The organism is Micromonospora sp. NPDC005220 (assembly GCF_040607895.1).
Classification (GTDB): domain Bacteria; phylum Actinomycetota; class Actinomycetes; order Mycobacteriales; family Micromonosporaceae; genus Micromonospora.
Genome location: NZ_JBEXHP010000131.1, coordinates 1 through 14,154, shown reverse-complemented (window position 1 = coordinate 14,154; position 14,154 = coordinate 1). Strand labels below are relative to the sequence as shown.

At 71.3% G+C, this 14,154-nt stretch carries 9 protein-coding genes and 1 pseudogene; 9 read left to right on the top strand and 1 reads right to left on the bottom strand.

From position 1 onward, the window contains the following. On the bottom strand, positions 1–650 hold a 650-nt coding region (locus ABZU52_RS28730; RefSeq protein ID WP_354974088.1), incomplete at its 3' end, for a helix-turn-helix domain-containing protein. Positions 651–759: 109 nt separating this feature from the next. Here ABZU52_RS28730 and ABZU52_RS28725 point away from each other — a divergent pair. The 9 genes and pseudogenes from ABZU52_RS28725 to pglW form a co-directional block, all read left to right on the top strand. Beyond that, positions 760–1,629, top strand: a pseudogene (locus tag ABZU52_RS28725) (ABC transporter ATP-binding protein); the annotation flags it as partial. A gap of 161 nt (positions 1,630–1,790) precedes the next feature. Beyond that, entirely contained in the window at positions 1,791–3,416 is a 1,626-nt protein-coding gene (locus tag ABZU52_RS28720; RefSeq protein ID WP_354974087.1) for an anibiotic ABC transporter, read from the top strand. A gap of 187 nt (positions 3,417–3,603) precedes the next feature. Then, complete coding sequence (locus tag ABZU52_RS28715; RefSeq protein ID WP_354974086.1) at positions 3,604–4,545, top strand: DUF559 domain-containing protein; 942 nt, start codon at positions 3,604–3,606, stop codon at positions 4,543–4,545. 57 nt (positions 4,546–4,602) lie between these two features. Next, on the top strand, positions 4,603–7,683 hold the full coding sequence (locus tag ABZU52_RS28710) for a hypothetical protein (RefSeq protein WP_354974085.1): 3,081 nt from the start codon (positions 4,603–4,605) through the stop codon (positions 7,681–7,683). A gap of 178 nt (positions 7,684–7,861) precedes the next feature. After that, entirely contained in the window at positions 7,862–9,385 is a 1,524-nt protein-coding gene (locus tag ABZU52_RS28705; protein ID WP_354974084.1) for a hypothetical protein, read from the top strand. 52 nt (positions 9,386–9,437) lie between these two features. Then, on the top strand, positions 9,438–9,776 hold the full coding sequence (locus ABZU52_RS28700) for a hypothetical protein (RefSeq protein WP_354974083.1): 339 nt from the start codon (positions 9,438–9,440) through the stop codon (positions 9,774–9,776). A 135-nt stretch (positions 9,777–9,911) separates the two neighbouring features. Continuing rightward, positions 9,912–10,481 (top strand): peroxidase, encoded by a 570-nt coding sequence (locus ABZU52_RS28695; protein ID WP_354974082.1) that lies wholly within the window; start codon positions 9,912–9,914, stop codon positions 10,479–10,481. Between the two features lie 111 nt (positions 10,482–10,592). Further along, positions 10,593–10,892: a hypothetical protein gene (locus ABZU52_RS28690; protein WP_354974081.1), complete on the top strand. Its 300-nt coding sequence runs from the start codon at positions 10,593–10,595 to the stop codon at positions 10,890–10,892. 10 nt (positions 10,893–10,902) lie between these two features. Further along, positions 10,903–14,154, top strand: a 3,252-nt coding sequence (gene pglW / locus ABZU52_RS28685) for a BREX system serine/threonine kinase PglW (RefSeq protein ID WP_354974080.1), incomplete at its 3' end; no start/stop codon positions are given.

Sequence of the window (14,154 nt, the reverse complement as noted above, 5' to 3'; positions counted from 1 at the left end):
GCGTGGGACCGGCCTGCGGCGTCGGCGTCCGCGTGGGACCGGCCTGCGGCGTCCGCTGACGGCCCGGCTGCCGCGTCCAGGGGCAGCGGGGCGGCGGCGTCCGCGGCTAGCGGGGCCAGCAGTCGGCGTACGCCGTCGAGCATGTCGGCGCGCAGCACCTCGTCGGACACGTCGGTGAAGAAGACGATCGGATCGCTGCACGCGGCGACCGCCTGCACCGCCCGGACCCGTTCCCGGCGCCCGGCGTCCGGTCCGGCGATGAGGTCGTTGGCCCGCATCGCGATCACTATCAGGCGGTGGTACGTGTCGCCCCGGCCGACCAGCGCGATGTCGTGGAAGAGCATGCCGAGCGGTCGACGATGGGCGAGCATGATGTCCACCCAGCCCTCCAGCACCGTCCACCGGGCCAACTCGGTGGGCTGACTCTGGGCCGAGTCGAGCAGCGTCTCCAGGTCCGCCACCAGGGGCTCGACCAGGGCGGCGAGCAGGTTCTCCTTGGCCGGGAAGTGGTACAGGATCGCGGTCTTGGTGAGCCGCAGCCGTTCGCCGATCTGACGCAGCGAGGTGCGCTGGTAGCCGTGTTCGGCGAACAGGTCGAGCGCGGCGCGCAGAATCCGGGTGCGGGTGTCGTCCGCGGGATCGGCGGTCATGCCGGCCAGCCTAGCGGCGTCCTGACCGGTGGGCACAATCACCGTTGATTCTACTGACCATCGGTCAGTACAGTGGAGACGGTCGACGCAGCCAACGGCAGGAGGGGCCATGCCCGTCATCTCGATCGGCAACCTGGTCAAGACGTTCGGCGCCATCCGGGCACTCGACGGGCTGGATCTGCACGTCGAGCAGGGGGAGGTGCACGGTTTCCTCGGGCCCAACGGCTCCGGAAAGTCCACCACCATCCGCATCCTGCTCGGGTTGCTCCGCCGCGACTCCGGCGACGCCCAGGTGCTCGGCGCCGACCCGTGGCGCGACGCGGTCCGGCTGCACCGCCGACTGGCGTACGTGCCGGGAGACGTCAGCCTCTGGCCCAACCTCACCGGCGGGGAAGCCATCGACCTGCTCGGTCAACTGCGCGGCGGCCTCGACCGGCGTCGCCGCGACGAGCTGCTGCACCACTTCGACCTGGACCCGACCCGCCGCTGCCGCACGTACTCCAAGGGCAACCGGCAGAAGGTCGCCATCGTCGCCGCCTTCTCCTCCCCGGTGGAGCTGTACGTGCTCGACGAGCCCACCTCCGGCCTCGACCCCCTGATGGAGGCGGTGTTCCAGGACGAGGTCCGGCGGCTCAAGCAGGCCGGTGCCACAGTGCTGCTCTCCAGCCACGTGCTCGCCGAGGTCGAGGCGCTCTGCGACCGGGTCAGCATCATCCGCGAGGGTCGCACCGTCGAGTCCGGGACCCTCGCCGAGCTGCGCCACCTCACCCGTACGGCGGTGACCGTCGAGACCGACCGCCCGGTCACCGGCCTGGACGCGCTGCCCGGCGTGCACGACGTGCACGAGGTCGACGGCCGTACCCACCTGGAGGTCGACCCCGCCCACCTCGGCGAACTGCTCGGCCAGCTCATCCGCTTCGGCGTCCGCGCGCTGACCAGCACGCCACCCACCCTGGAGCAGCTCTTCCTACGTCACTACGGCGACGACCCCGCCGCCGCCTCGGACGCTCCCGCCGCCGACGGCGTCTCGGACGCTCCGGCCGCCGCTGCCTCGGCCGCCGCCGCTGCCTCGGCCGCCGCCGCTGCCTCGGCCGCCGCCGTCTCGGACGCCGACGCGCAGGCCACGCAGGGCGGTTTCCGGTGAGCGCCCTCACCGGCACGACCCGGTTGGCCCGGCTCGTGCTGCGCCGCGACCGGATCCGCCTCGCGATCTGGGTCCTCGGCACCCCGCTGCTCGGCTACGCCCTCGCCGGCAGCGTCGCCGGCATCTACCCCGACGAGGCCGCCCGGCAGGTCTACGCCACCACGTCGGCGTCCAGCCTGGTCGCCCGCGCCTTCAACGGGCCCATCCACGGCACCGACCTCGGCGCCGTGGTGGTCGCCGAGACGTACGTGACGCTGGCCCTGATCGTGGCGCTGCTGAGCACCTTCGCGGTGACCCGGCACACCCGCCAGAACGAGGAGACCGGCCGGGCCGAACTGCTCGGCGCCAACGTGGTCGGCCGGTACGCGGCGCTCACCGCCGCCCTGCTCGTCATCGTCGCGGCGAACGCCCTGGCCTCCGCGCTGCTCGCGGTCGCGCTGGTCGGCGCCGGTCTGCCGCTCGCCGGTTCCGTCGCGGCAGCGGCCGCGATCAGCGGCGTCGGGGTCGCCTTCACCGCGATCGCCGCTGTCACCGCCCAACTCTCCGTCACCGCGCGCGGCGCCAACGCGCTCGCCGCCGCCACCGTCGGGCTCTCCTTCGTGCTCCGCGCCGCCGGGGACGTGCTCGGCGAGCAGAGCGCCGACGGGACCCGGGTACGCAGCGCCTGGCCGTCGTGGATCTCCCCGCTCGGCTGGGGCAACCAGGTACGCGCCTTCGACGGCGAACGCTGGTGGGTGCTCGCCCTGCCCGTCGCGCTGCTACTCGCCGGGGTGGCGCTGGCGTACGCCCTCGCCGAGCGACGCGACCAGGGCGCCGGGCTGATCGCCCCCCGACGCGGCCCGGCGACCGGCGCGCCACGGCTGCTCAGCCCCACCGGGCTGGCCTGGCGGACGCAGCGCGGCACGCTGCTCGGCTGGGCGGTCGGGGTGGCGGCGCTCGGCCTCCCCATGGGCGTCGCCGCCGACGAGTTCAACGACATGATCGACGCGAATCCGGCCGCCGCCGAAGCGATAAACGCGATGGGCGGCGGAGACGACCTGATCAAGGCGTACCTGACCGCGATGCTCGGCCTCTTCGCCCTGACCATCGGCGCGTACGTCGTGCAGGCCCTGCTCCGGGTCCGCGGCGACGAAGCCGACGGGGTGCTGGAAGCCGCCCTCGCCACGGCGGTCAGCCGCACCCGCTGGCTCGGCACCCAGGTGCTCGCCGCGACGCTCGGCGCGGTCGCTTTGCTGCTCCTCGCCGGCGTGACCACCGGCCTCGGCTACGGCATCGTCGCTGGAGACCCGCTCGACCAAGCCGTCGAGCTGGGCGGCGCCGCGCTGCTGCGACTGCCCGCCCTGCTCGTGGTCGCCGGGGTGGTGACCGCGATCTTCGGGCTGCTGCCCCGCTGGTCGGTGGTGCTGTCCTGGACAGCGCTGCTGGTGTTCCTGCTCCTCGGGCAGCTCGGCGCGGTGCTGGAGCTGCCGCAGGCCGCGCTCAACGTCTCGCCGTACACCCATGTGCCGGCAGTGCCCGCGGTCGACCCGGCGGCGCTTCCCCTGGTGGTGCTGGCGGCGGTGGCCGCGCTGCTCCTCACGGCAGGCGTGGCCGCCTTCCGCCACCGCGACGTCCCGTCGTGACGTGTTCCCTTGATCGTTGGCAGCTCAGCCACTCGACACGCCGACCCCAGCCCCGCTGAACTGCCACCGATCGGTAGCGCTAGCACAGACCTGAGCGCGGCTGGCTGTTGTCCACAGACTGACTCTCGTCCACAGTGCCCGGGCCCGCATGGTTGCGGAGGACCGGAACGGGCTTCACGGTCGCAGTGTGAACTTGGTGCTTCGGGAACTCGTGGAGCTCGGCGGAGGGCTGCTGACGCTCGGGGCGGCCGGGCAGGTTGTGGCAACGTGGACGGTGCACCAGGCCTGCCGTAACGGTGAACTGGTGCGGGTGTTGCCCGAGGTGTTCGTGGCGACGCATCTGATGGATGATCGGCCCGACGCCCCTGCCCTGAGTCGGCTCGACCCCGTCCTGGGTCAGCGCGCGGCCCTCGCCTGGGCCGGGGGCTGCGGCGCGCTCAGCCACCTGAGTGCGCTCAGCGTCTGGGGGCTGCGCACGCAGGCGGTCGGTGATCTGGTGCACCTGAGCACAGCGTCGAGCGCCGGCCTGCGCACCCGCCCCGGCGTGGTCGTCCATCGACGCCGTGACCTGGCAATCGAACCGCCGCAGGTGGTCGTCCGGAGGGGCCTGACGGTCACCCGTCTTGAGCCGACCCTTGTCGACTCGTGGCAGACCTTGCCGCCCGGCGAGCGGCGAGGACCCGTGATCCGGGCGGTCAACAACTGGCTGACCACTCCCGAGCGGCTGTCGGTAGCCCTGGAACGCGCGCCGAAGCTGACCGGCCGGGCAACGTTCCGGACGCTGCTGACCAGGCTCGCCGACGGCTGCCGAAGCCCGCTGGAGGTCTGGGGACACGACCACGTCTTCAGCGGACCTGGAATGCCGGCGTTCCGACGACAGGTGCCGATCCGTGTGGGACGGCGCACGATGTACCTCGACATGTTCGCCGAGCGGGAACAGGTCAACATTGAACTCGACGGGGCCACCACCCACGGCAGCCCAGGTCAGCGGGAGATCGACCTGCGCCGCGACGCGCTACTGGCGGCCATCGGGATCCTGGTCGTCCGCTTCGCCCACCGCCGCCTCGTGCACGAAGTCGACGATGTACGCCGGGAAACCCTCGCCATCTTGGCGACCCGCCGGACCTGACGCGGGCCCGACGCTGGCGGGGTGTCCTGGCGGGCGCGGGTCGACCACAATCGTGCGGTGCGGCGTCGCGGGTGGAAGTGGGGATCGCTGGGCGTGGTGGCCGCGCTGGCCGCGGGCGGCACGGCGTGGGTGTGGCTGCGGTACGACTTCGAGAAGGTCAACTGGGCCTGGGGCGTCGTCGCCGGGGTCATCGCCGTCTACGTCCTGCTGGACCAGCTCTTTCGCACCGGAACGGCGGGTCTCGCCGAGGCGGCCGCCCACCGCCGTGCCGCCGCCGACGAACTCATGGAGCTGATCCGACGCGACCCGGCCGACGAGGCGCTGTTGCGTACCGTCGACGAGCCGTACCCGCTGCCGGTGCGGTGGCGTACCGCTCCCGACCGGTTCCTTCCCTCCTGGCGGGCCATCGGCCGATCCAGCTCGGCCGCCCCGGTGGACCTCGCCGGTGGCAACGGGACACTGTGGAGCTGCTACCGACGGGTACCCTCCGGGCGGCTGCTGTTGCTCGGACCGGCCGGCTCCGGCAAATCGATCCTCGCGCTGCGGATGGCCCGGGAGTTGCCCGTGCACCGCGAGCCGGACACCCCGGTACCGGTGTTGGTCCCGGCCGACTCGTGGGATCCCGATCGGCAGGGCCTCCACGACTGGCTGGTCGACCGGATCGCCCGGCGCTACCCGCGGCTCGCGGCCGGTCACCCGCGCCGCGACGCCGTGCTGCGCGACCTCATCGAGACCGACCTGGTGGTGCCTGTCCTCGACGGACTGGACGAGGTACCCGAGGACCGGCTGATCGCCTGCCTCGACGAACTCAACACACTGCCGACCCAACGTTTCGTCCTCACCTGCCGGACCTCCGTCTACGAGCGCTACCTGACCCAGGGGGAGAAGCTGCGCGGCGCCGCCGTGGTCATGCTCGAACCACCAGCGCTCACCGAGGTCGCCGACTACCTGGTGGACGCGGCCCCGCTGCACCAGGTCGACAACTGGACCACGGTCGCCGACACCCTCGGGGACACCCCTCAGCTGACCGCCGCGCTCTCCACCCCGCTGATGGTGGCGATGGCGCGTAGCGCCTTCGACCAGCCGGGCACCGATCCCCGGGACCTCGTGCCGCTGGCTCGCGAGCGGGGCCAACGCTCCGTCGAAGACGACCTGCTGACCAGGGCGGTGGACGCCGCGCTGCGGTCCCGCCGGGGTTCCCAGGGGCTCCGGCGCTGGGAACCCGAGACCGCGCGGCGTTATTTGACCTTCCTCGCCGCGCACATGGAGTCGCTCGACGTCCGCGAGTTCCGCTGGTGGCAGTTGGCGAACGCCCAGCCCGGCCCGTTCTGGGCACTCGTCGCCGGGGCGCGTACCGCGGTGGCGGTCTGGCTGACGCTGACCTTCTCCGCGGACGCCCTCACGGCGACGGCGGAGCTGGTCAGCCACCCACCGACCCGGAGACTCCTCGACGATCTGGTCCACCAGACGGGCGCCCTGACGATGACGGCCTTCCTGCTGGCCTCAGTCGTGGCGCTGGTCCGCGGCTCGGGTCGGGCCGGTCGAGAACGACCCCGCCGGGTGGCGTTCGTCGGCGGGCTCCGGGCGTTCCGCGACGGGGTGCCCGGCGCGCTGTTCGTCGGGGTTTTCACGGCACTGTTCACCTTTGCCGTCCTCACTGCCTACGCGCCCACCCCGCACCTGGTCGCGCTGCTGGACCGCGTTCCGGGGCTGCCACCGTGGTCCGACCCGGTCCGGGCCGCCGTTCTGGTGACCTGGGCGTACGGCGTGGTCCTGGCCGGACTACGGGTGAACGTCGCCGCGCCCGCCGCCGAACTCGGTGCGACAAGCGTGGTCGAAACCCTGGAAGCCGACCGCGCGGCCAGCGTCGCCTCCGCGCTGGCCAGCGCCGCCACCGGCGTCCTCCGGCTGCTCATCATCGTCGCGGTGCTGCGTCTCACCGGGGTGCTGTCCGCCGTGCCGCCGCTGCCGGCGCTGGTCTGGGCCGGGGTGGGGTTCGGGCTGGGCTGGTGGCTGCACCGACGCGGGGGCGGGGCGTGGATGCGCTTCGCCCTCACCCGTGCCGTCCTCGCCGTCCGTGGCCGTACACCCCACCGGCTGCTCGCCTTCCTGGCGTACGCCGAGGCCGTCGGCCTGCTGCGCGACGGCGCCGGCGCCTACCGGTTCCGGCACGGCCGCCTCCAGAGCCGACTCGCCGGCGGATCGGTGAGCGCGCGACGGGGCAGCCGGCTGCGTGAGGAGTTCGGTGTCGAGCTTGCCCGCGCCGGCTACTGGCCGGAGGCGCTCGGCGTCTTCGCCGACGTCACGCAGGTACGGGCCGCGAGCATCGGGTACGCCGACGACCTCACCGTGGCGGCGCTGCGCCGGGCGCTGCTGGCCGGGGCGGCAGCGGGGGAGTGGACCCGGCTGGCGAGCCTGCTGGCACTCGTCCCACCGCCCACCGAGCCGACGCCGCTGGCGGTGCAACGACAGCGGGTCGCCCGGTTGATCGCGGACGACGCGCCGGTGACCGAGCTGCTCGTCGCGGCCGAGGAGCTGAGCCAGGCGGCCACCGGCGGTACGCCGGAATCTGCCTCCGCGACCCGCCCGGCCGTTTCTGGGATGCAGGAGTTCCTGGCCGTCCTGCACCACGTCAACGTCGACGTCGACGCGGCGCGCATCCGCTTGGACCGGTTGCGTACCTCTGCCGGCCAGGACGTCGGGGAGCCGGCACCCATCGGTGCGGGACTGCTCGCCGGGTTGCTCGTCAACGACGGTGAACCCGCCACGGCCCTGGCCGTCTGCCACCAGGAGCTGCTCCTCGCCGACCAACCGCCCGACCGGGTCGACCTGCTGCTCCTCGCCGAGACGTGGCGCTGGTCGGTCGAGGTGATGCGACACCACACCGACGAAAAGGCCGAACTACGCCGCCGCATCCGAGCGGCGCTGGCCGGGCGGCGAGAGCACCCACGGCGGATCGAGCTGAGTCGACGCGAGCTGGCCGAGCTGGGACTTCAGCTGTGCCACGCCGTGATCGAGCACCAGACGTTGGGCCCGCTCGCGGTCGCGGCGTCCCGACGGCTGGTCGCCGTCCTCACCGAGCCGGCCATCGTCGTGCAGACCGTGAACCGCAGTGCCCCCATGTGGCACGGCGGCTGACGCCGATGGTCCGGCCTGACCCTCGCCATCTCGCCACGCTGGCGACGCTGCACATTCCTCCGACGCGCCCACTGAGTCCCGGACGACCCAGGCCGGACATACCCGCGAATTGAGGGCGGCGGCGGGTACTGAAAGATCATGGACAGCGAATTGACAGTGCGGGAATTATTGTCCCGGCATGGCATCGTCAATTCCCAGAAGTGTCGGTGCGAAAGACGTTGCCGACACGGTGACCGGCCTTACCGGCGGGGGGTCGACGCTGCCCTCGGTACCGAAAGACCTGGCCAGCCGACAGATGTGCTGCGCCATGCACCTACATCCGCCGTTGGCGGCGCAGGTGCTGCTGCATTACAGCATCGACAACCCGAAGGCATGGTGTCCCCCTTTCGGGGTGGACGCGGTTGCGCTGGTGCGGCACGCCCAGGCGGCCGACACCCATTGGCGCAAGCTGTACGGCGGGGTCGCGCTGACGCGTTATTCGTTGCTCGGTCTGGTCGCGCTCGGCACCTTCCTCCTCTGGCGCGACGGGCTGGTGACGGCGCTGCTCTCGCTGCCTCTCATCGCCGTGGCGTGCGGAGTCGGGTGGCACACGACCTTCCTCAGTCTTCAGGAAACCCGTGCGGCGGCGATCGGCACCATGGCGGAGGAGAAGGCTCTGGCCGCCCAGGCGCCAGAGGTCGATTCCGACCTGGAAGACGAGCTTGCCGCCTTGCAGGACGCCAACATGATCGTCTTCGACGTTTTCGCGGACAGCCCGTTCGTCGGTAGCGGCACCGAGATCGGCCGCTGGGCCCTGGCACCCATCGACGTCAGCCGCAGTCGAGAACAGAATCGGGATGGTACGCGACCACCTGCGACTTTCTCCGTCCGAGAACTGCACGACGATCTGATACGGCTCGCTCGGTCACGGCTCGGGCTGAGCGACATTGAGGTCACCAAGCGGATCTACGTGCGGGGGGACGTGCTGCCGGATTGTGAGGGGTTGTTCCATCCAGACGAGGTACGTCCGCCTTCCCGGCTGGAAACCTCCTGGGTGGATCTGGGTAGCGACGCGCCGGGTGACCAGGCCAGGACGTATGTGTGTCTGGCGAAGAGCCTCGTGGGTGGCCAGATCGTCGTCACCCTCTTCGCCCGCTACACCCTCGAACTTGGCATTCTGTCCTGCGAGTTCGCCGCGTTCGTCCTGCCGCCCGTCCTTCGCGACTCCGCGCCCGCCACCGGGTTCTACGGTCTGTTTGGGGAGGATCTGAGCCCGCTTCATGGGCGCTCGACCACCTGGGCCCTCGCCATCGCGGCGTGGCGCACCTACATTGCCGAGCTGTTCCTGCGCTCGGACCGGGGCATCGATCTGGCCAGGGCGCACGAGGATCGGGCGCAGGAACACTACGAGGCGCTCGAGGAGGGTCGACGCTACGACTACGGGGCGCCCTTCAGCGCCCGCGAGCTCGCGGCGACCACGAGCATCGAGAGCTATTTCGAGGTCGCGGATGTGCGTGACTGTCTGTTGCGGATGCAGCGAGGTGTGATCGATTGTCTGGTCGCATTCCTGACGGACAAAGGCATCGACACGTCGGAGATAGCCGCCGGACGGCAACGGATCATCAACAACATCACCAACATTGGGGAGGTGTCCGGCCGGGGCAACATCTTCGGGAACCACGGACGGATGTCGAATGTCTATCGCGATGAACAGTCGGACTGATCGGTTGGTGTCCCGCGGGTCCGGCCGGCGGGCGACCAGAAAGGATGAGTCAGTGAGTCAGTTCAACTTCGGCGGCGACATCAGCGGTGAGGCGAACGTCTTCGGTGACCACGCGCAGGTGCACAACCGGAGCAACGATTTCAGTCGAGGCTCGGATCTCGCCGGGCTCGTCGCTGCCCTGGTCGACGAGATCGCCAAGCACCGCACGGAGGTTCGCGAGGCTGAACGGCTGACACAGTTGGCGAGCACGGCTGCGGCGTACGCCGCCGAGCCACGGCCCAACGTGGAGGGCATCCGCAGCCTGCTACCGGCTCTGCTGGCAGGTGCCGGAACGGTGACCGCCGTGGCCGATGCCGTTCTGCGCGTCTCTCAGGCCGTCAACAGCCTGTAACGGATGTGAACGTTGACCTGGCACTTCAACCCGCCGCCGGGCGGTCAAGTGGCGGCACCCTTGCGTGGCCGATTTCCCGACTGTGTCGGCAGCCCCAACGGCGTACCGTCCCGGTCAAGCAGGGGGAGGAGTCGGATGAGTTTCCTTGAGCAGGCAGAGCAGTCGCCGGAGACCGAGCGGATGTTCGATACCGACACGAAGGCGATGGGCTACCTGCCCAACTACACCAGGTTGTTCGCCCACAGCCCAGCGGTGTACCTGGCATGGCAGCAGCTCAACGGTGCGGTGAAGGCCGGGATGGAGCTGCGCCGCTATGAGTTGGCGACCCTCGCCGCAGCCCGGGCTCTGAAATCCTCCTACTGCGGCCTGGCACATGGAAAGGTCCTACGGGACAAGTTCTTCGACGCGCCGACCGTCGCCGCCATCGCGTCGGACCACGGCAGCGCCGCTCTCTCCGCGCAGGAGGTCGCAGTCGTCAACTTCGCCGGAAAGGTCGCGTCCGATGCGAACTCCATCACCGAAGCCGACGTCGCGGGCCTGCGCGATCACGGTCTCGATGACACGGACATCTTCCACGTGATCCTCGCCGTTGGCGCCAGATGCTTCTTCAGCACCGTCCTCAGCGCTGCCGGGGCTGAGCCCGATCCGCAGTACAACGAGAGCCTGGACGTGGATCTGCGGCAGGCGCTGAGCTTCGGCAATTAGACAAGGAGGCGAACCATTACCCGCCGAGGTAGCTGTTCGTTGTACCGTCCGCTGTCCACAGCGGCCGCGGCGTGGGCAGTGCTCGGCGACACGCCGGGGCAGGGTGGGTCCGTGGACGCGCGCATACAAGCCCTCCTCGTCCGCGGCGAAGGGCTGGTCACTCGGCGGGACATGCTGCGGGCGGCCCGCGCGAGCGCCGTGACCGCGCTCGAGTCGGCTCTGCACCGGCCGGACGACGCCGACGGCGGTTACCCGCTGGTACCGGTGACGGATAAGGCCAACAGGGCACCGGTGCAGGTGCTCGCCGTGGACGATCTCCCGCGGGCGTATCGCGAACTTGGCCGCCGACCCCTAATGAGGCTGACCGATGGGAGAGCGCCGGGCGACGGCCCCCTGGTCACCTGGCCCTAGGATCTCTGGCATGCAGGAGGGCCGGTGGACGACGATCACGCCGTCGCAGTTCGCGCACGAGCGGGAGGCGCTGGCCCACGTCCAGGCTCTGTTACCGGACACTGAGCCCTACCGCGCCTGGTCGAACTTCACCTTCACCGCCCAGACCGGGCACCCCTACGAGGTCGACCTGCTGGTCGCCGCTCCGGGCGGGCTCTACCTCATCGAGATCAAGAGCCTGAACGGTCGGCTGATCTCCAGCGGGTCCAACTGGATCCTGCAGGGCCCGGCGGGAAGCGGCACCCGTACCTTCGACAACCCGCTGCACCTGGCGGACATGAAGGCCAAGAAGCTCAAGTCCCTGCTCCAGGTCGCCGCGACCCAGCGCAAGGGGCCGCCGGTCAGGATCCCCTTCGTGCAGGCGGCGGTCTTCCTGTCGAAGCCCGGCCTGCACGTCGGCCTCTCCGAGCACCACCTGCACGGCATCTTCGGCCCGGAGCCGGCACCCGGCCACCAGCCCGGCTCGCTGCCGACGATCGATTCGATGCTGCAGCGGCCCCCGCAGGACGAGCGCCAGCGGGTCACCAAGGAGATGTCGGCGGCGTTGCCGGAGCTCCTCAAGACGGTCGGCATCGCCCGCAGCCGCCGGCACTACCAGATCGGTGCCTGGGACCTGGAGACCCGTCCGTTCGACGTTGGCCCGACGTGGCAGGACCACCAGGCCCGGCACCGCGACCTGGAGCGGGAGCGCCGCCGGGTGCGCATCTACCTGGTCGAACGCAACGCCGTGCAGACCGAGCGGGCCAGCATCGAACGCGCCGCGAAGCGCGAGATGCTCGCATTGCACGGCATCAACCACCCGGGCATCGTGCAGGTCGACTCGATGGAGTCGCACGAGGCCGGCCCCGCGCTGATCTTCCGGTACGACCCCCGCTCGGTGCGCCTGGACCACTACATGGCCCAGTACGGCGACCGCCTGGACGCGCTGAGCCGGCTGGCGATGATCCGCCAGCTCGCCGAGACCGTGGCGTACGCGCATCGCCGCCGGCTGCACCACCGGGCCCTGTCGGCCCGCAGCGTGCTGGTCAGCGCGGGGCGCGCGAGGAGAGGCGGCAGCGAGGAGGAAGCCTGGCTGACGCCCCAGCTGCAGATCAGCGACTGGCAGGCGGCGACCCGCGGCGCAGACACCAGCGGTGGAAGCAGCGGTGACCCGGTCACCCTCTCCTCGCACGCGGCCTCGCACATCGAGCGCTCGGCGGAGGCGTACCTCGCGCCCGAGCTGACCGCTCCGAAGCCCGACGCGGTCGCGATGGACGTCTTCGGCCTCGGCGCGCTGGCGTACCTGATCCTGACCGGCCAGCCGCCGGCGGCCAAGCGCCCGGAGCTGCTCGCCCGGCTGGCCCGGGACAACGGCCTGCGAGCCGCTGCCGTCGCCGACGGCATCAGCGAGTTCGCCGATGAGCTGATCCAGGCAGCTACCGCCCCGGTGCCCACCCAGCGGCTCACCACCGTCGCCGACTTCGTGGAGATGCTCCAGGTTGTCGAGGACGAGCTGACCGCCCCGCCCGCCCCCTCGGTGCACCCCGAGGAGCCGGAGCCCGAGCAGGTCGACCCTCTCGAAGCGCGCGGCGGCGACCGGGTCGGCGAGTGGAAGATCGTCCGCAGCCTCGGCACCGGCTCGACCTGCCGGGCGTTCCTCGGCTTCAACGAGCGCACCCGGCGGGAGGAGGTGCTCAAGGTCGGGCTCTCCGACGAGAAGGGTGCTCGACTGGCTCACGAGGCCCGGGTGCTGGGCCCGCTCACCGACTCCCGGGTGATCCGGCTGGCCCGGCCCGAGCCGCTGCAGATCGGCAATCGCACCGTCGTGGTGCTGGAGCACGCCGGTGACCGCACCCTGGCCCGCAAGCTGCGCGACGACGGCCGGCTCACCGTCGACGAGCTGGAAACCTACAGCGACTACCTCTTCGGCGCCCTGGATTACCTGGAGGGTGAGGGCGTCTACCACCGCGACATCAAGCCCGACAACATCGCCATCCGGATCCGCCCCAACCGCACCCGGCAGCTGGTGCTCTTCGACTTCTCGCTGGCCGGGGTCTCGGTCAAGGAGATCAACGCCGGCACCCCGCGTTACCTCGACCCGTTCCTCGGCACCGCCACTCGGCAGGTCTACGACAAGCACGCCGAGTGGTACGCCCTTGCCGTCACCCTGCACGAGATGGCCTCCGGCGAGCTGCCGGTCTGGGGCGACGGGGGCACCGAACCGCAGCTCACCGAGGGCCCGCCGGTGCTGGCCGCCGAGGCGTTCGACCCGGCGATCCGCGATGAGCTGGTGGAGTTTTTCCAGCGCGCCCTGCACCGTGATCATCGCCAGCGGTACGCCTCGCTGAAGGACCTGCGCGACGCCTGGCAGCAGGTGTTCCGTCGCTCTGACGCCAGCGCCCCGGTCGGCACCGACCATCCGGAGATCGCTCCCGACGAGCCGGACGTCGAGGGCGCGGAAGCGGCCCGCGACGAGGCGGCCACGAGGGCCACCCGGGCCACCGCGCTGGAGGCCGCCGGCCTCACCCCGCGCGCGGTCTCCGCCGCGCACCGGCTGGAGGCCACCACCGTCGGCGACCTGCTCGCCGTGGCCAACAAGCTCGCCCACCTTCCCGGCCTCGGCGCGAAGACCCGGCAGGAGCTGCAGCGCCGGGTCAAGGAGTGGCGCGGCCGGCTGGGGGAGCGGGAGACCATTCCCACCACGCCCGCCGCCCGCAAGGCCGCGACGGAGGAGGCCGCAGCCGGGGACGGTGACCCCGATCTGGTACGCGTCGGCCTGGACGCGATCGCCACGCTGCTCGTTCCGGCGAGGAACAGCCGCTATCCCAACGACTTCGACGCCATGCGGCTGCTGCTGCACCTACCCGACGAGTCCGGTGCCCTGCCGGACCTGCCGCTGTGGCCGCAGCAGCCCCGGGTCGCCACCGCGCTAGGGATCAGCTCGGCCCGGATCGCGCAGATCCTCGGCAAGCAGCGCAAACGCTGGGACGACATTCCGGTGGTCGGCAGCGTGCGTACCCAGATCATCGAGCTGTTGCGCGACGGCGGCCGGGTGATGGGCGTCGCCGAGCTGGCCGCGGCCCTGCTGAGCAGCCGCGGCTCGGTGCGCACCGGGGATGCGCTGCGTCTCGCGGGGGCGGTCGCCGCGGTGCGGGCCGCCGTGGAGGTCGACGCGCGCGTGGACGAGCCGCGCCTGCTGCTGCGCCGGCACGCCCCCGCCGACAGCAACGGCCAGCCACACCCG